The organism is Nocardioides marinquilinus (genome assembly GCF_039543705.1).
Classification (GTDB): Bacteria; Actinomycetota; Actinomycetes; order Propionibacteriales; family Nocardioidaceae; genus Nocardioides; species Nocardioides marinquilinus.
The window spans coordinates 30,865-48,041 of sequence record NZ_BAABKG010000004.1 but is presented as its reverse complement, the minus strand read 5'-3'; the positions used below and the strand labels follow the sequence as shown (position 1 = coordinate 48,041).

The following is a 17,177-nucleotide window of genomic DNA, read 5'->3' as shown; positions in this document are numbered from 1 at the left end:
GGCCGTCGGCCCCGGTGGGCGGTGCCCCAGCCACCCTTTCCGGACGCCGGACCGTGGCCCCCGCACCGCCCACTGGCCCGCCCCGGGTGGGCGGTGACCCAGCCACCCTTTCCGGACGCCGAACCGTGGCCCCCGCACCGACCACGGCCCCGCTGGTGGGCGGTGAGTGAGTTACCGAACCAAGCCCGGAAACGGGAACCAGCCCACCGCCACCCCGACCTGACCCCGACCGGCGGTGACCCAGTTACCGAACCAAGCCCGGAAACGGGAACCAGCCCACCGCCACCCCGACCTGACCCCGACCGGCGGTGACCTAGTTACCGAACCAAGCCCGGAAACGGGAACCAGCTCACCGCCGCCCCGGCTCACCCCCGACCGGCGGTGACCTAGTTACCGAACCAAGCCCGGAAACGGGAACCAGCCCACCGCCACCCCGACCCGACCCCGGCAGGAAGCGTCAGTCCCGCACGAGCGGCGCGACGGCGTCCCGCACGACGTCGGGGAGGGGGACGACGGGGCGGGCGGGGTCGTGGTTGTCGACGTAGACGTGCACGAAGCGGCCCTCGGCGCGCGCGGTGGCGCCTGCGCTCGAGACGTCGCCCTGGAACAGGCCGACCCGGTAGACCACCGACGAGCGCCCGAGCCGCTCGACGACGACGCCGAGGTCGACGGGCTCGGGGTAGGTCACCTCGGCGAAGTAGCGGCACGACACCTCGGCCACCACGCCGATCGCCGGCAGGTGACGGATGTCGGTGCCGGTGGCGTGCAGCAGGTGGTTGTTGACCACGGTGTCGATCAGCTCGAAGTAGCGGGCGTTGTTCATGTGCCCGTAGACGTCGATGTCGGCCCAGCGCGTGGTGTGGGTCTCCCAGAACACGTACGCCGAGCGCGGCGGCCGCTCGGCCGGCATCAGGCGGGCTCGGTCTCGCGCAGCCGCTGGCTGATCACGGTGCTGACGCCGTCGCCGCGCATGGTGACGCCGTAGAGCGCGTCACCGACCTCCATCGTCCGCTTCTGGTGGGTGATCACGAGCAGCTGGGAGTTCTCGCGCAGCTCTTCGTAGATCTCCAGCAGTCGGCCGAGGTTGGTGTCGTCGAGCGCCGCCTCGACCTCGTCGAGGATGTAGAACGGCGAGGGCCGCGCCTTGAAGAGCGCCACCAGGAACGCCACCGCCACCAGCGACCGCTCGCCGCCGGAGAGCAGCGAGAGACGCTTGACCTTCTTGCCCGGCGGCCGCGCCTCGACCTCGACGCCGGTGGCGAGCATGTCGTCGGGCGTGGTGAGGACCAGCCGGCCCTCACCGCCGGGGAACAGCCGCGTGAACGTCGACTCGAAGGCCTTCTCGACGTCGGCGTAGGCCTCGGTGAAGACCTGCTCGACCCGCGCGTCGACCTCGCGGACGATGTCGAGCAGGTCGCTGCGGGTGCGCTTGAGGTCGTCGAGCTGCTCGCTGAGGAACTTGTGCCGCTCCTCCATCGCCGCGAACTCCTCCAGCGCCAGCGGGTTGACCCGCCCGAGCGTCGTCAGCTCGCGCTCGGCCGTGCGCAGCCGCTTCTGCTGCTCCTCGCGCACGAAGGGAGTCCCTTCGACAGGCTCAGGGTCCGCCCCGTCCGCGTCGTCCGCGTCGTCCGCGTCGTCGGCCCCGCGCACCGGCACCGGCACGTCGGGGCCGAACTCGGCGACCAGCGCGTCGACGTCCATGCCGAGCTCGTCGAGACCGCGCTGGGCGAGCTGCTCGAGGCGCATCTGCTGCTGGGCACGGGCGAGCTCGTCGCGGTGCACCGAGCCGACCAGCTCGTCGTGCTCACGGCCGAGGTCGCGCAGGGTGGCGCGGACGTCGCGCAGCTCGCGCTCGCGACCCGACCGGGCCTGCTCGACCTCGCGCCGCTGCTCGGTGGCGCGGTGGATGGAGACCTCGATGCGGGCCAGCACGTAGGACGCCGCCACGCCGACCGCCTCGGCGGCCGCGCCCTCGCGCAGCAGCCGCTCGCGGCGCTCGGCCGCCCGCTGCCGCGCCTCGCGGGCCCCGGCGGCCTGGCGCAGCAGCCCGTCGACGCGGCCGTGCAGCGCCCGCGCCCGCTCCTCGCCGGTGCGCAGCGCGAGCCGCGCGTCGGTCTCGGCCTGCCGCGCGGCCCGCGCCGCTAGCGTCAGCCGCTCGCGCTCGTCGGTGTCGGGCTCCTCGCCCTCCTCGGGGCTGCGCTCGGCGGCGGCGAGCCGCTGCTCGAGGTCGGCGACGCCGGCGAGGTCGGTGTCGCGGGCCGCCTCGGCCTTCTCGATGGCCTGCGCCAGCCGCTCGGCCTCGCCCTTCGCGGCGCGGGCCTGCGAGCCGTACTGCCCGAGCTCCTCCGCGACGGCAGCCAGGGTGGCGTCCGACTCGTGCAGCTTGGCCAGCGCGACGTCGACCCGCTGCTGCGCCGCCAGCCGCTCGGCCTCCAGCCGGCTCAGCTCGAAGCCGAGCCGCTCGCCGTCGGCGGTGGCGCCGAGCAGCGCCTCGGCCGCCTCGTCGACCGCGCTCTGGATCTCGATGAGGCTCTGCCGGTCGTGCGAGCCGCCGGCCGCGAGGTGGACGCCGAGCAGGTCGCCGCCGCGGGTCACCGCGACCACCGACGGCTCGGCCGCGACCAGCCGGCGGGCGTCGTCGAGGTCGTCGACGACCGCGGCGCGCTCGAGCAGCCGGGTCAGCGCCGGCCGCAGCCGGTCGGGGCACTCGATGAGGTCGACGGCGTACGTCGCGCCGCCGACCAGGCCGGCCGGGCCGGAGACGTCGGCGAGCGGGGGCCACGCGGCGGCGTCGACCGGTCCGGGCGCGCCGGCCAGCACCAGCTCGGCGCGGCCGAGGTCGCCTGCGCGCAGGTGCTCGAGTGCGGCGACGGCCGCCCCGGCGTCCTCGACCGCGACGGCGTCGGCGGCGGTGCCGAGCGCGGCGGCGACGGCGGCCTCGTAGCCGGCCCGGACGCCGAGCAGCGCGGCCACCGAGCCCATCAGCCCGTCGACCTCGTCGGTGGCCGCGAGCAGCGCGCCGGCGCCGTCCTTGCGGGCCAGGCCCATCTCGAGCGCGTCCTTGCGGGCGGCGAGGGTGGAGCGGGCGCGGTCGGCCTGGGCGGCCTCGTCGCGGGTCTTGGCCAGCCGCTCCTCGATGTCGCCGAGCTGGCCGCTGGCGACCTCGTGCTCGGCGTCGAGGCCCTCCTCGCCGGCGTCGAGGCCGGCGACGCGGGTCTCGAGGGCGGTGAAGTCGTGCTGGGCCCGCTCGGCGCGGGCGAGGGCGTCGCGGCGGGCGAGGCCCAGACGGCCCACCTCGTCGTCGGCGGCCGCGGCGCGCGAGCGCAGTGCGTTGACCTGCCCGTGCAGCCGGGCCAGCCCCTCGCGGCGGTCGGCGGCCGCGCGCTGCAGGGCGGCGACGCGACGGTCCTCCTCGGCGGCAGCGTCCTCGGCGGCGCGACGCGCGGTGACGGCGTCCTCGAGGGCGGTGCGGTGGGCGGTGACCTCGGCGCCGATGGCCTCCTCGCGGGCGCGCACCTCGGCGGCCTCGGCCTCGAGCTCGTCGGGGTCGCGGCCCTGGTCGGGCGCGGCCTCACCCGCCGCGGCCGCGTTGCGCACCCGCTCGGCGGCGAGGCCCTGCGTGCCGCGCAGCCGCTCGCGCAGGCCGGTGAGGGCGTACTGCGTCTCCTGGGCCCGGCTCAGCGCCGGCAGGTCCTCGCGCAGCGCTGCCTCGAGCGCCGCCTCGGTCTCGCGCGCGGCGGCCAGCTGCCGCTCGACGTCCGCCCGCCGCTCGAGCAGCAGCGTCTCGTCGGCGAGCTCCTGCTCGAGCGCGGTCCGGGCGGTGACGAGGTCGTCGGCCAGCAGTCTGGCCCGGGCGTCGCGCGCGTCGGCCTGGATGCCGGCCGCCCGACGGGCCACCTCGGCCTGGCGCCCGAGCGGCTTGAGCTGGCGACGGATCTCGGTGAGCAGGTCGCCCAGCCGGGTGAGGTTGCCCTCGCACGCGTCGAGCTTGCGCAGCGCCTTCTCCTTGCGCTTGCGGTGCTTGAGGACGCCGGCCGCCTCCTCGATGAAGCCGCGCCGGTCCTCCGGGGTCGCGTGCAGGATGCCGTCGAGCTGGCCCTGGCCGACGATGACGTGCATCTCGCGGCCGATGCCGGAGTCGCTGAGCAGCTCCTGCACGTCGAGCAGGCGGCACGAGGTGCCGTTGATGGCGTACTCCGAGCCGCCCGAGCGGAACATCGTGCGGCTGATCGTCACCTCGGAGTACTCGATCGGCAGCGCGCCGTCGGAGTTGTCGATGGTGAGCACGACCTCGGCGCGGCCCAGCGGCGGGCGGCCCGAGGTGCCGGCGAAGACGACGTCCTCCATCTTGCCGCCGCGCAGGCTCTTGGCGCCCTGCTCGCCCATGACCCACGCGAGCGCGTCGACCACGTTCGACTTGCCCGACCCGTTGGGTCCGACGATGCAGGTGATGCCCGGCTCGAGGCGCAGCGTGGTGGCCGACGCGAAGGACTTGAAGCCCTTGAGGGTCAGGCTCTTGAGGTACACCGTGGAGCTCCGTGCCGGGGTCGGGTACGTCGCGGGGACGTCGGGAAGGGCACTGACGCGGGGGAAGCTCAGCGCGCCACACCCTACCGGCGGACACCGACCGTTCCGCGCAGCCCGACGCCGGGGCGTCGGGTCGCCACCGCGCGCGTCGGTCGGGCACGGGGGTCGTGTGCCCGACATCGGTCCCTGCACCGGGCGGGGCACACGACCCCACCACCGGCGACGCGGTCACCCAGTCAGCGGCCCGGCTGGTTCAGCCGGCTCAGCCGGTCAGCGGCACGCCCACGCCGTCAGCCCGACGGCGACGGCGTCCTCGGCAACGGCCCCCTGCCAGGTGAGACCGCGCTGCTGCGCCCAGTCGCGCCACGCCGCGCCACCGACCGAGCCGGCGACGGCACCCGCGGCGCCCACGAGCAGCGGCAGGGTGGCGCTGCGCTGCTCGCGGCGGGCGAGCGCGACGGCCCCGACGCTGCCGGTGACGACCCGGCTCGCGAGACCGGGCAGCTGCAGCCGCGACGGCGCGAACGGCAGCTTGTCGGCCACCAGCTCGCCGAGCACGAGTCCCGAGGTGAGCAGGGTGACCGGGGTCGGCGCCGCCACGGCCGGACCGCCGATCCCGAGCGTCGATCGCGACCCGGCCGCCGCGCCCAGCGCGAGGCAGCGCCGCAGCAGCCGTCCCGTCGGTCGCTCCAGGACGGCGTCCTCGGACGCCGGCGGCGTGGCCCGGTCGAGCGCCCACCGGACGCCGACGCCGTAGGCCAGGTGCGCCGCGGCGTCGCGGGTCCAGTCGGCGCGCGACCAGGTGCTCGGGTCGCTGACGCCGGTCAGCGCCATCGGCACGTCGGACGCCGCCATCGCCGCCGCCCCGATCACCGCGGCGCCGACGGGCGCGGGCAGCCGCAGCCCCGCCGTCCGGGCCGCGCTGGCCGCGACACCGATGCCGAGCCCGGCCGCGATGCCCCCGAGTGCGCCGTAGGCCGCCGGCCGGCCACCGTCGCGCGGGACGTCGGCCCCGAGCCGCCGCAGCACGCCGTCGACCGTGCGGTCGGGTGCGTCGCTCGGCTGTCGGCCGCTCAGCGCGACGTCGACCCAGGTGGCCAGGTTGAGCAGGGTGGTGCCGACGGCGCCGGCGATCAGGCCGCGTCCGAGCGTGGAGGTCATCGCGCCAGGCAACCACGGCCGTGGGCGGCCTGCCTCGATCACCGGGGTGAGATGGTCCAGGCGTGGAACCCCGGGCGGGGTCCACGGCATCGGGAGGGTCGTGAGCAGCGGCGGGGACGACGGCTTCGAGGAGTACGCCGCCGCGCGCTGGTGCCACCTCGTGCACGCCGGCGTCCTGCTCGGCTGCACGCCCCACGAGGCCGAGGACCTCGCGCAGGCGACCCTGCTGCGCTGCTACACCGCCTGGACGCGGGTGCAGCGGGCCGAGAACCGCGACGCCTACGTCACCCGGGTGCTGGTCAACGGCCTGCGCGCGAGCCGACGGCGCCGCTGGTGGGGTGAGCGGCCGATGTCGCGACTGCCCGACCAGCCGGCGGACGACGACCACGCCACCGCGCTCGACGGCACCGACGCGGTGGAACGGGCGCTCGGGCGGCTGCCGCGGGGGCAGCGCGAGGTCGTCGTCCTGAGGTTCTGGTCGCACCTGTCGGTGGCCGAGACCGCCGACGCCCTCGGCGTCGCGCCGGGCACCGTCAAGAGCCGGCTCTCGCGCGCCCTGGCCGCGTTGGCCGACGACACCGACATCCACGACATCGCCCCCGGGAGGCACCCGTGAACGACGACGACGCCGTCGCCCTGCTCGACCGGCTCGCCGCCGGCCTGCCCGACCCCGGCCCCCTGCCTCCCGGCCTCGCCGCCAGTGGTGCCCGCCGCCGACGGCGGCGTACGACGGTCATGGTCGTCGCCGCCGCGTGCGTGGTGGCGCTGGTGGTCGGCGTCGTGTCGCTCGTCGGCCGCGACGACGCCGCTCCGGCCCCCGAGCCGACCACCGCCTTCCCCGACCCGCCGGCCGGCATGCGGTGGGTCGGGCTCGGCGGCGTCGTCATCGCCGTCCCGGTCGACTGGCTGGTCACAAACGACGTCTGCGCGGCGCAGTCGGTGCCGTTCAGCGTGACCCGAGGCGGCGTGGCCGTCGACTGCGTCGACCCGCCGGAACCCGAGGAGCAGGCGGGTCTGGTGCGGGTGCAGCTGAGCATCGTTCCGCAAGCGCAGCAGGACCAGTTGGTCGCCTGCGCGGCTGTCGACCCCGGACCCGACGCCTGCTCGGGCTCGGTCTGGCGCGACGGCGTCCTGGTGCAGGTGCGGACTCGCTACGCAGACCGCACCGCACTCGCTGCACTGCTCCTCGCGAGCGTCCGCCAGGTGCCCGACGGCGTCGACCTCGGCACCGGGCTCGGACGCGAGCAGCCGCCGTCCGGACGTCCGGCGATGATCGCGTGGCCGCCGATCGCGCGGCCCGGCGACCGGATCGGCGCCCTGTTCCCGGCCGAGCAGGTCCGGGGGCGGGCGTTCACGCTCACCTCGGACGACGTCACCTACTACCTCTCGTCGGGCGACACCCCGACGTGGAACGAGCGGTCGATGCCCACCGACGACATCGGGATCACCGGCCCGGGACCCGACCCGCTCGTCGTTCCCGACGTCGTGGCCCCCGGCGCCTACCGGCTGTGTACCGCCAACGCCGCGGAGCAGGCCTGCACCGGCGTGACCGTCGTCAGCCCGTGACCGGCGCCTCGGCCTCGTCGGCGTGCGCGATGTGCGCCAGCTGGCCCCAGATGAGGACGACGAAGACCGCCGACCCGCCGAAGGCGAACCAGAACGGCGCGGTGACGCCGTAGCCCTGGGCGAGCAGGCCGCCGAGGGCCGAGCCGGCCACGAGCCCGCCGTAGACCCCGACGAGGTTCACGCTGCCGACGCGCCCCTGCAGCCGGGCCGGGACGGCGCGCTGGCGCACGGTCACCGAGGTGGTGTGCCAGATGAAGGCGTGGGCGCCGAAGAGGAAGAAGATCGCCATCGCCACCGGCGGCGAGGTGGTGAGCGCGAGCGCGAGGTGGGTCAGCGTCTCGATCACCAGGCCGATGCGCATCAGGTTGCCCAGGCTCACGAACCGGGTGATCGAGCCGTAGGCGAGCGTGCCGAGCAGCCCGCCCAGCGCCGAGACGGTCGTGATGAGGCCGAAGCCGACCTCGCCGAGCCCGAGCCGTTCGGTGGCGTAGAGCACGAGCACCGACCACGCCGCGCCGAAGGTGACGTTGAAGATGAGGATCGTCAGCACGAGGGTGCGGACGGCGGCGTGGTGCACCACCCACCGGAAGCCCTCGGCGATGTCGTGACGCAGGTGCGTCTGCGGCGTCGGGCCCGCGCGCTCCGGCAGCCGCAGCCGCGAGAGCAGCGCGAAGCCCACCAGCACCAGCCCGGCCTGCGTCGCGAACGGCGTCGACGCGCCGGCCGCGAACAGCAGCGCTCCCAGCGGCGCGCCCGCCAGCTGGTTGATGGTCACGAACCCCGCGGTCAGCCGCGCGTTCGCCACCGCAAGATCGGCCCGCGCGACGATCGAGGGCAGGACGGCGCTCGCGGCGTTGTCGGTGAACACCTCCGCCACCCCGAGCACGAACAGCGCACCGAGCACGACGGCGATGCTCGCCACCCCGCCGGCGATGGCGACGGCCAGCACCACCAGCACCGCCGAGCGCACCGCGTTGGCGCTCATCATGATCCGGCGGCGGTCCCACCGGTCGGTCAGCGCGCCGGCCCACAGCCCGAAGACGAGCGGCGGCGTCCACTGCACGAGCGCCGCGAGGGCGACCAGGAACTCCGAGTCGGTGCGCGAGGCGACCAGCAGCGGGCCGGCGGCGAGCGCGATGCCGTCGCCGAGGTTCGTCGTCCACGACGAGGCCAGCAGCCAGCGGAACGGGACGCCGAGCCGACGCGGCACGACCGCCTCGACGACCCCGCTGCTCACGCCCACGAGGTCGGGACGCTACTGCCCCGGCCGCCGCGGCGCCTCCGGGTTCCGGGTCCGGCCGGTTTCCACGGTCGGTTCGATCGAACGGTCCGGGGGCTCGGGACGCCGGATCCACCGCACGAACCGTTCGATTGAACGGAACGCAGGCCGGGACGACCCGACAGCCGACGCACCACGGACCGGCGCAAGCACCGCCCCGGCGGCGGGATCAGACCGGCTGCATCTCCGGCAGCGGGGCGGTGTCGAGCAGCTCGGCGGCGCGGGCGGCGACGAGCCGGTCGTTCTCCTCTGACAGCTTGCGCACGAGCACCTCGAGATCGGCCACGCGCTGGCGCAGCCGAGCGTTCTCGGCGGCGAGGCGGGGGTCTCGCAGGTCGCTGTTCAGGTGGCCGATCAGCGCCTTGGCCATGTGGTGGCACCTTCCAAGATCCAAGAACGAGTGTCCGGCTCGACGGGCATCACGCCAGGAGCCGTCTACCAGAGTCTCACCCCGCGCAGGCCGGGTCAATCCGACGCCAACCCGACGCCAGCCCGACCTCAGTCCGGCACGGCCAGGGGCACGGGGCGGGGACGACGGCGCCGCGGCGCGGGCTGGCAGCGGGGGCAGAAGAACGACGAGCGGTTGGTGAACGCGACCCGGCGGATCGGCGTCCCGCAGCGCTCGCACGGCTGGTCCTCGCGGCCGTACGCGTGCAGCGATCGGTCGAAGTAGCCCGACTCGCCGTTGACGTTGACGTAGAGCGCGTCGAAGGAGGTGCCGCCCTCCCCCAGCGCCTGCGTCATCACCTCGCGGGCGTGGCCCAGCAGCTCGCGCACCTGCCGGCCGGTCAGCCGCTCACCCGGCCGCTCGCCGTGCAGCCGCGCCCGCCACAGCGCCTCGTCGGCGTAGATGTTGCCCACGCCCGAGATGAGGCCCTGGTCGAGCAGCAGCCGCTTGACCCCGGACGAGCGCCGCCGCACCCGCGCGACGAAGTCGTCGTCGTCGAAGAGCGGGTCGAGCGGGTCGCGGGCGATGTGGGAGATCTCGGGCGGCAGCTCGGCGCCGCCGGCGCTGACCGAGAGGCCGCCGAACATCCGCTGGTCGACGAAGCGCAGGTCGCGGCCGCCGGCGCCCTCGAGCACCAGCCGAACCCGCAGGTGCCGCTCGTCGGGCGCGGCGTGCGGCTGCACCAGCAGCTGGCCGCTCATGCCGAGGTGGCCGAGCAGCGCGTCGCCGTCGTCGAGCGGCAGCCAGAGGTACTTGCCGCGGCGGCGGGCGGCGACCAGACGACGTCCGGTGAGGGCCTGCGCGAAGCCGTCGGGGCCGCGCGGGTCGCGGCGCACCGGGCGGGGGTGCAGCACGTCGACACGCACGACGCGCGCGCCGAGGACGTGGCGCTCGAGGCCGGCGCGGACGACCTCGACCTCGGGCAGCTCGGGCACCGGGCGACTACCCGGAGGGCGGGACGGCGGGGGTGCCCGAGACCAGGTGGGTCACCGCGGGCACGACGATCGGCGCCTCGACGCCCAGGGACGCCGCGATCTCGCCGTAGGCGGTCTCGGCGCAGCCCTGCTCCGCCTCCTTCTTCGACCGGCCGGTGCCGTTGCCGTAGAGCCGGCCGGCGACCCGCACCTGGGCGTGGAAGGTCTTCAGGTGGTCGGGTCCCTCGTCGGTGATGACGTACTCGGGGACGCCGAGGCCGTGCTCGGCCGCGATCTCCTGCAGCGAGGTCTTCCAGTCGAGCCCAGCCCCCTTGGCGGAGGCCTCCTCGATGACCGGGTCGAAGAGCAGGTGGACCAGCCGCGACGACCCCGTGATGCCGCTGCTGAGGTGCACGGCGCCGATGACCGCCTCGACGGTGTCGGAGAGGATCGAGGCCTTGTGCCGGCCGCCGGTGGCCTCCTCGCCGCGACCGAGCTTGACGTGGTCGCCGAGCCCGATCGTGACGGCCACCCCGGCGAGCGCGCGGGCGTTGACCACCGCGGCCCGCAGCTTGGCCAGCCGGCCCTCGGACAGGTCGGGGTGCATCAGGAAGAGCGTCTCGGTGACGACCACGCCGAGCACGGCGTCGCCGAGGAACTCCAGCCGCTCGTTGGTCGGCAGGCCACCGTTCTCGTAGGCGTACGAGCGGTGGGTCAGGGCTCGCTCCAGCCGCTCGGCATCCAGATCGGGATGCCCGAGCGCGGCACGCAGCGCCGGGTAGTTGGCGCCGGGTGCCGCCGCGTCGGCGTGGCCGGGAGGGCCCTGCTGGCTCAGCGGTCGGCTCTGACGGGGCTCAGAGGACCTGGCGACGGGCGTTGCGCGCGCCGTACTGACCGCACTCGCCGCACGCGTGGTGCGGCAGGTGCTTGGCGCCGCAGGCGGGGTTCGCGCAGGTGACCAGGGTGGGGGCCGTCGCCTTCCACGCCGACCGGCGGTGCCGGGTGTTGCTGCGCGACATCTTCCGCTTCGGGACTGCCACTGTTCTCTCCTCTGTCTGCGTGCTGCTCGGTGCTCAGCGCGGCTCGGGTGCTGCTACTGATCCTGCTGGAGTCCGGTGAGCTTGGCCCACCGGGGGTCGATCGGGGCGTCGTGCGTGTGGTCGGGGTCGTCGGCGAGCCGGGCACCACACTCGGTGCACAACCCGGGACAGTCGTCTCGGCACAGCGGCTGGAACGGCAGTGCGAGCACCACCGCGTCCCGCAGCAGCGGCTCGAGGTCGAGCAGGTCGTCCTCGAGCGTGCTGACCTCGTCGTCCGCGTCGCCCCCGGCGTTGCGCTCGTGGTGGTCGTGCCGGTCGTCGTAGACGTACAGCTCCTGGAGCGTCACCTCGATCTCGTCGGAGATCGGCTCCAGGCACCGTGCGCACTCGCCCTCGAGCGCGGCTCGCGCCGTGCCCGTGACCAACACACCCTCCATGACCGCCTCGAGCCGCAGGTCGAGGTCGACCGGCGAGCCCTCGGGGACAGCGAGGATCTCGATGCCCAGCTCTGCCGGGGCCGGCACCGTCCGCGTCACCTCACGTTGGGACCCCGGGCGGCGGCCGAGCTCGCGGGTGTCGAGCACGAGCGGCGCTCTCGGGTCCAGGCTGGTCAGGAGATCACTTCCGGGTCCGGGCACGACAGAACAGTGTTGAAGCGTACTGCGCGGGTGCTGACCTGCGAAATCACGCCGTCAGCGCGCAGCGAGACGGGCGGTGAGGGCCTCGAGCACGAAGTCGGGGACGAAGGCCGAGACGTCGCCGCCGAGCGAGGCGACCTCCTTGACCAGCGACGACGAGACGAACGACCGCCCGGTGCTGGTGGGGAGGAAGACCGTCTCGACCGAGGTCAGGGCGGTGTTCATGTGCGCCATCGGCAGCTCGTAGTCGAAGTCGGACGCCGCGCGCAGCCCCTTGACGATGGCGACGGCGTCCTGCTCGGTGCAGAAGTCGGTGACCAGGCCGGTGAACCCCTCGACGCGCACGTTGGGCAGGTCGGCGACCGCGCGGGTGAGCATCTCGAGCCGCTCCTCGGGCGAGAACAGCCGGCTCTTCGAGGGGTTGACGCCGACCGCGACGACGACCTCGTCGAACAGGCGGGCGGCGCGGGTGACGACGTCGAGGTGGCCCAGGGTGATGGGGTCGAACGAGCCCGGGCAGACGGCACGGCTCATGACGACCTCACGGCGCGTGACCGTACCAAAGCAGCGTCTCGCCGTAGCGCTTCGACCGGTCGCCGACCAGCCCGTCGGGCCAGGCCGGCTCGGGGCTGCGGTGGGCGCGCTCGACGACGACCATCGCGCCGGGGGCCAGCCACGGCACCAGCGCGCGCAGGTCGGCGGCGAGGGCGTCGTCGGCGAGCGGGTAGGGCGGGTCGGCGAAGACGAGGTCGACCGAGGTCGTGGGCGCGCCCGCCAGGTAGGCCGCGACGGTCGTGGCCACCACCTGCACCGTGGCCGTCGCGCCGATCTCGCGCGCGTTGGCCCGTACCAGGTCGGCCGTGCGGCGGTGCGACTCGACCAGCGTGACCGCCTCGGCCCCCCGCGACCACGCCTCGAGCCCGACCGCGCCGCTCCCGGCGTACAGGTCGAGCACCCGCAGTCCGTGCAGCGAGCCGCACCACGACTCGACCGCGCTGAACAGGGCCTCGCGCACGCGGTCGCTGGTGGGCCGGGTGCGGTCGCCCGTCGGGGTGCGCAGCCGTCGCCCCTTCGCGGTGCCGGCGATGATCCGGGTCATCGGGGCTTCGTCCCGTCGGTGTGGCGGGCGTCGTCCCATGGGCCCCAGGCGTCGCAGGAATACCCGGTGGACCGGGTATTCCTGACGTTCTCGGCCGTTGCAACACCCGAGAACGTCAGGGACACCCGGTGAACCGGGTATCGCTGACGGCCCGCACACCCACGCCCCACGAACCTCACGCCCCCCACCCGACCCGTCACGACCGCTCGATGAAGTCGGCGGTGGCGGAGGTCTCGAGCTCGGTGACGGCGGCGGCGAGGAGGGGGGCGGCAGTGAGGTCGGGGTCGTCGTCGAGGAGCGCGTCGGCGGCCTCGCGGGCCTCGACGATGGTCTGCTCGTCGCGCAGCACCCGCAGGTTCTGCAGGCTCGAGCGGCGTCCGGACTGCGTGCGGCCGAGGACGTCGCCCTCGCGCCGGTGCTCGAGGTCGACCCGGCTCAGCTCGAAGCCGTCGGTGGTGGAGGCGACGGCGGCCAGCCGTTCGCCGGCGTCGGAGGCGGCGCCCGCGTGCGAGACCAGCAGGCACAGCCCGGGCAGCCCGCCCCGGCCGACGCGGCCGCGCAGCTGGTGCAGCTGGGAGACGCCGAACCGGTCGGCGTCGAGCACCACCATCGTCGTGGCGTTGTGCACGTCGACCCCCACCTCGATCACCGTGGTGGCCACCAGCACGTCGACCTCGCCGTCGGCGAAGGCCCGCATCGTCGCCTCCTTGACCTCCGGGGCGAGCCGGCCGTGCAGGACGGCGAGCCGCAGGCCGGCGAGCGGTCCGTCGGCGAGCTCGGCGGCGACGTCCTCGACGGCGGCGAGGGGCGGGCGTCCGGCGACGTCGAGCAGCACGGGCTGGCCCTCCTCGTCGACCGTCTCGGGCGCGTCGGACTCGCCCTGCTCGAGCTCGTCGCCGGTGATGCGCGGGCACACGACGTAGACCTGGTGGCCGGCCTCGACCTCCTCGCGCACCCGCGCCCAGACCCGGGTGACCCAGCCGGGGTGGTCGACGAGGTCGACGACGTTGGACTGGATGGCGGCCCGCCCGGCCGGCAGCTCGCGCAGCGTCGAGACCTCGAGGTCGCCGAAGACCGTCATGGCCACCGTGCGCGGGATGGGCGTCGCGGTCATCACCAGCACGTGCGGCGTCGTCCCGCGGGCGCCGGACTTGTCGGTGAGCGCCGCCCGCTGCTCGACGCCGAAGCGGTGCTGCTCGTCGACCACGACGAGGCCGAGGTCGGCGAACTGCACCTTCTCCTCGAGCAGGGCGTGGGTGCCGACGACGATGCCGGCCTCGCCGCTGCCCAGCCGCGACATCGGCCCGGTGCGCTGGGTCTTGGTCATCGAGCCGGTGAGCAGCTCGACCGTGGTGCCGCCGAGCATGCCGCCCTGCGCCAGCTCGCCGAGCAGCGCGACGATCGAGCGGTGGTGCTGCTGGGCGAGCACTTCCGTCGGCGCGAGCAGCGCGGCCTGCCCGCCGGAGTCGACGACGTGCAGCATCGCGCGCAGCGCCACCAGCGTCTTGCCCGAGCCGACCTCGCCCTGCAGCAGCCGGTTCATCGGGTGCGGGCGGCCGAGGTCGGCGGCGATCGTCTCGCCCACCTCGGTCTGACCGGCGGTCAGCGTGAACGGCATCCGGTCGTCGAAGGCGGCGAGCAGACGCCCGTCGCCGCCGTCGCGGGTCTGCGCCGCCCGGGCCTGCGCCGCCCGGCGCCGGCGGGCGAGCACGAGCTGGGTGACCAGCGCCTCCTCGAAGCGGAAGTGGCGGTGCGCGCGGGCGACCTCGCCGAGGTGGGCGGGCGCGTGCACGCCCTGCAGGGCCTCCTCGGCGCCGACGAGCCCGTAGCGCTCGCGCACGGCGTCGGGGATCACGTCGGGGACGGCGTCCACCACGTCGCGGGCGAGCGTGACGGCGCGCTGCAGGTCCCACGACTCGACGCCGGCGGTGAGCGGGTAGACCGGGAACAGCGGCCCGATGCCCGCGGCCTCGGCGCGGTCGGTGTCGGTGTCGGCGTCGTTGGCGCCGAGCATGACGGCCTTGGGGTTGGTCAGCTGCCAGTGCTCGCGGAACCGCGAGGCCGTGCCGACGAAGATGCCGGTGCGCCCGCGCGCGAACCGGCTGCGGAACGACTCGGCCATGCCCCGGTTGGCGGCGAAGAACGTCATGGTCAGCGACGGCCCGTCGGTCTGCAGCAGCGTCTCGACGCGGTAGGCGGTGCGCTGTCGTCGCTTGTCCTGCCAGCTCTTCATCTCGCAGGAGGCGATGGTGCCGACCACCGTGAGCAGCTGCCCCTCGTGCAGCTCGTCGACGGCGGTGGGGTTCGTGGTGTCGATGTAGCGGCGCGGGAAGTGGCGCAGCAGGTCGCCCACGGTGTGCAGCCCGAGCTTGTCGCGGATCTTGTCGTGCTTCTTCGCGCCACGCCCGCCCGCGCGACCGAGCACGGCCGCGACCGGGGTGTCGACGGTGATCGCCACGTGCAGACCCTGCCCTACTCCACCGACAGCAGCAGCGGGTAGCGGTCCTGCCCGCCGTCGTAGACGACGACGTCGACGTGCGGGAACGCGCCGCCCACCCACGTCGCGGCGCGCTCGGCGAGGTCGCCGGCCCCCTCCCCCGAGACCAGCGTGACCAGCTCGCCACCGCCGGCGAGCATGCGCCCGAGGACGGCCACGGCCACCTCGTGCAGGTCGGCGCCGACGACGGCGAAGTCGCCCTCGATCACGCCGAGGACGTCGCCCGGCTCGCACCAGCCCGCCATCGTGAGCGCACGCCGGGCCGCGACCGTGACGGCGCCGTGGCGGGCGTGCCGCGCCGTCGCGGTCATCTCGAGCACGTCCTGGTCGAAGCTGCGCGCCGGCTCGTGGACGGCGAGCGCCGCCAGCCCCTGCGTCTGCGCCCGGGTCGGGACGACGGCGACCCGCAGGCCGTGGTCGGCCTCGGCCGTGCCCGCCGCGATGCGCGCCACGCGCACCGAGTCGGCGTCGTTCGGCAGCACGACCACCTCGTGCGCGCCGGACCCGGTGATCGCGGCCAACACCTCCCCGGTCGAGGGACGGCGTCCGGGCCCGCCGGGCACGACCACGGCGCCGGCGTCCTGGAAGAGGCGGGTGAGGCCGGGGCCGGCGGCGACCGCGACGACGGCGCGACCACCGGCCCGCTCGGTCTGCTGGGCGCGCTGCTCGCGCTCGTGGCGGGCGACCTGCTCGGCGAAGTGGGTGACCCGGATGCGGTGGGGCCGCCCGGCCTCGATGCCGGCCTCGACCGCGGCCCCGACGTCGTCGACGTGCACGTGCACGTTCCACAGCCCCTCGCCGCCCACGACGACGAGCGAGTCGCCGAGCGCGTCGAGCCGCCCCCGCAGCGCGTCGACGGCGGCGTCCTCGGCGTCGAGCAGGTACATCACCTCGTAGGCGGGTCCCTCCTCGGTGAGGTCGCCCTCGGTCGGCGGGGCCGGCACCGGCACCCGCGTCGGTGCGGCGGGCCGGGGCGGACGGCGCCCGGTCAGCACGGTCTCGCCGGCGTCGAGGACGACGCTCAGCCCGCGCCCGCCCGCGTCGACGACGCCGGCGTGCCGCAGCACGTCGAGCTGGTCGGGGGTGCGCGCGAGGGCCTCCCGGGCGGCGGCGGCCGCCGCGGCGAAGACGTCGCGCGAGCGGGCGCCGGGCTGCTCGGCCCGCTCGAGCGCGGCCTGCGAGGCGGCCCGCGAGACCGAGAGGATGGTGCCCTCGACGGGGCGGCCGACCGCGCGGTAGGCGGCCTCGGTGGCCTCGTGCATGGCGTTCGCGACCGCCGCCGCGTGGCGCTCGCCGGGGTCGCGGCGGGCGAGCCGGCCGGTCAGCGCCCGCAGCAGCTCGCTGAGGATGACGCCGGAGTTGCCCCGCGCGCCGAGCAGCGCGCCGCGGCCGAACGCGGCCAGGGCGGCGTCCCGCTCGGCGCCGGCGGCGATCGCCTCGCCCACGGCGTCGCGGGCGGCGGAGACGGTGAGGTACATGTTGGTGCCGGTGTCGCCGTCCGGCACGGGGTAGACGTTGAGCGCGTCGACCTCCTCGCGGGCGGCGGCGAGGGCGTCGACGGCGACGTCGAGGAAGCGCAGGACGGTGGCGATCTCGAGGTCGCCACCCGCCCGCTCCATGAGCGGCACCGTAGTGCGGCCCCGCTTCGGATTCGGAGTCGCCCCGCGGGGTCGGATACATTGGTGCGGTTGCCCGTTCACCCGGGCCGTCCTCACTTTCGACCTGACCTCGATCCAGGAGTTAACCCGTGGCTGCCGTCTGCGACATCTGCGCCAAGAAGCCGGGCTTCGGCAACAACCGGCCGTGGTCGCGCAAGATCACCAAGCGTCGCTTCGACCCCAACATCCAGCGGGTCCGCGCCAAGGTCAACGGCACGCCCAAGCGCCTCAACGTCTGCACCGGCTGCCTCAAGGCCGGGAAGGTTTCGCGCTAGCAGTCACGACGCAGTCGGGACTGCGTCAGCGCGGAAGGTTGAGCAAGCGCCGCGACCGAGGAACGAGGTCGCGAC

At 75.1% G+C, this 17,177-nt stretch carries 16 protein-coding genes; 3 read left to right on the top strand and 13 right to left on the bottom strand.

Annotated elements, in window-relative coordinates; translation table 11 throughout:
- Positions 1-457 precede the first annotated feature (457 nt).
- From ABEA04_RS15655 to ABEA04_RS15645, 3 genes are all read right to left on the bottom strand, one after another.
- Positions 458-910 carry an acyl-CoA thioesterase gene (locus ABEA04_RS15655; protein WP_345460528.1) on the bottom strand — a complete coding sequence of 151 codons (453 nt, stop codon included), beginning with the start codon at positions 908-910 and terminating at the stop codon, positions 458-460.
- A complete protein-coding gene (smc, locus tag ABEA04_RS15650; RefSeq protein ID WP_345460525.1) occupies positions 910-4,527 on the bottom strand; it encodes a chromosome segregation protein SMC in 3,618 nt (1,205 codons plus the stop codon). The genes ABEA04_RS15655 and smc overlap by 1 nt, the downstream gene beginning before the upstream one ends.
- Positions 4,528-4,797: 270 nt before the next feature.
- Entirely contained in the window at positions 4,798-5,688 is an 891-nt protein-coding gene (locus tag ABEA04_RS15645; RefSeq protein WP_345460522.1) for a hypothetical protein, read from the bottom strand.
- Positions 5,689-5,788: 100 nt separating this feature from the next.
- On the opposite strand from ABEA04_RS15645, the gene ABEA04_RS15640 reads away from it, so the two are divergent.
- Positions 5,789-6,304, top strand: coding sequence for a SigE family RNA polymerase sigma factor (locus ABEA04_RS15640; protein ID WP_345460519.1), 516 nt, complete (start codon positions 5,789-5,791; stop codon positions 6,302-6,304).
- On the top strand, positions 6,301-7,254 hold the full coding sequence (locus tag ABEA04_RS15635; RefSeq protein WP_345460516.1) for a hypothetical protein: 954 nt from the start codon (positions 6,301-6,303) through the stop codon (positions 7,252-7,254). The genes ABEA04_RS15640 and ABEA04_RS15635 overlap by 4 nt, the downstream gene beginning before the upstream one ends.
- Here the strand turns inward: ABEA04_RS15635 and ABEA04_RS15630 are convergent.
- From ABEA04_RS15630 to ABEA04_RS15585, 10 genes are all read right to left on the bottom strand, one after another.
- Positions 7,244-8,497: an MFS transporter gene (locus ABEA04_RS15630; RefSeq protein ID WP_345460513.1), complete on the bottom strand. Its 1,254-nt coding sequence runs from the start codon at positions 8,495-8,497 to the stop codon at positions 7,244-7,246. The two genes, ABEA04_RS15635 and ABEA04_RS15630, sit on opposite strands and share 11 nt — an antisense overlap.
- Positions 8,498-8,702: 205 nt before the next feature.
- Positions 8,703-8,903 carry a hypothetical protein gene (locus ABEA04_RS15625; protein WP_345460510.1) on the bottom strand — a complete coding sequence of 67 codons (201 nt, stop codon included), beginning with the start codon at positions 8,901-8,903 and terminating at the stop codon, positions 8,703-8,705.
- Positions 8,904-9,031: 128 nt separating this feature from the next.
- Positions 9,032-9,916 carry a bifunctional DNA-formamidopyrimidine glycosylase/DNA-(apurinic or apyrimidinic site) lyase gene (gene mutM / locus ABEA04_RS15620; protein WP_345460507.1) on the bottom strand — a complete coding sequence of 295 codons (885 nt, stop codon included), beginning with the start codon at positions 9,914-9,916 and terminating at the stop codon, positions 9,032-9,034.
- Positions 9,917-9,923: 7 nt separating this feature from the next.
- Positions 9,924-10,730 carry a ribonuclease III gene (rnc, locus tag ABEA04_RS15615; protein WP_425577048.1) on the bottom strand — a complete coding sequence of 269 codons (807 nt, stop codon included), beginning with the start codon at positions 10,728-10,730 and terminating at the stop codon, positions 9,924-9,926.
- Between the two features lie 19 nt (positions 10,731-10,749).
- Positions 10,750-10,935 carry a 50S ribosomal protein L32 gene (gene rpmF / locus ABEA04_RS15610; protein WP_345460504.1) on the bottom strand — a complete coding sequence of 62 codons (186 nt, stop codon included), beginning with the start codon at positions 10,933-10,935 and terminating at the stop codon, positions 10,750-10,752.
- Positions 10,936-10,988: 53 nt separating this feature from the next.
- On the bottom strand, positions 10,989-11,549 hold the full coding sequence (locus tag ABEA04_RS15605; RefSeq protein ID WP_345461772.1) for a YceD family protein: 561 nt from the start codon (positions 11,547-11,549) through the stop codon (positions 10,989-10,991).
- A 78-nt stretch (positions 11,550-11,627) separates the two neighbouring features.
- Complete coding sequence (gene coaD / locus ABEA04_RS15600) at positions 11,628-12,107, bottom strand: pantetheine-phosphate adenylyltransferase (protein ID WP_345460501.1); 480 nt, start codon at positions 12,105-12,107, stop codon at positions 11,628-11,630.
- Between the two features lie 7 nt (positions 12,108-12,114).
- A complete protein-coding gene (gene rsmD / locus ABEA04_RS15595) occupies positions 12,115-12,672 on the bottom strand; it encodes a 16S rRNA (guanine(966)-N(2))-methyltransferase RsmD (protein ID WP_345460498.1) in 558 nt (185 codons plus the stop codon).
- A gap of 196 nt (positions 12,673-12,868) precedes the next feature.
- Positions 12,869-15,130 carry an ATP-dependent DNA helicase RecG gene (locus ABEA04_RS15590; RefSeq protein WP_345460494.1) on the bottom strand — a complete coding sequence of 754 codons (2,262 nt, stop codon included), beginning with the start codon at positions 15,128-15,130 and terminating at the stop codon, positions 12,869-12,871.
- Between the two features lie 14 nt (positions 15,131-15,144).
- A complete protein-coding gene (locus tag ABEA04_RS15585) occupies positions 15,145-16,788 on the bottom strand; it encodes a DAK2 domain-containing protein (protein ID WP_345460491.1) in 1,644 nt (547 codons plus the stop codon).
- Positions 16,789-16,916: 128 nt separating this feature from the next.
- Between ABEA04_RS15585 and rpmB the strand changes: the two genes are divergently transcribed.
- Positions 16,917-17,102 (top strand): 50S ribosomal protein L28, encoded by a 186-nt coding sequence (rpmB, locus tag ABEA04_RS15580; RefSeq protein WP_056862348.1) that lies wholly within the window; start codon positions 16,917-16,919, stop codon positions 17,100-17,102.
- Positions 17,103-17,177: the final 75 nt, after the last annotated feature.

Bases quoted from the DNA above. Each gene is read 5' to 3' on its own strand.
- ABEA04_RS15655 (WP_345460528.1), bottom strand. From the start codon at position 910: ATGCCGGCCGAGCGGCCGCCGCGCTCGGCGTACGTGTTCTGGGAGACC.
- ABEA04_RS15645 (WP_345460522.1), bottom strand. From the start codon at position 5,688: ATGACCTCCACGCTCGGACGCGGCCTGATCGCCGGCGCCGTCGGCACC.
- ABEA04_RS15625 (WP_345460510.1), bottom strand. From the start codon at position 8,903: ATGGCCAAGGCGCTGATCGGCCACCTGAACAGCGACCTGCGAGACCCC.
- coaD (WP_345460501.1), bottom strand. From the start codon at position 12,107: ATGAGCCGTGCCGTCTGCCCGGGCTCGTTCGACCCCATCACCCTGGGC.
- rsmD (WP_345460498.1), bottom strand. From the start codon at position 12,672: ATGACCCGGATCATCGCCGGCACCGCGAAGGGGCGACGGCTGCGCACC.
- ABEA04_RS15585 (WP_345460491.1), bottom strand. From the start codon at position 16,788: ATGGAGCGGGCGGGTGGCGACCTCGAGATCGCCACCGTCCTGCGCTTC.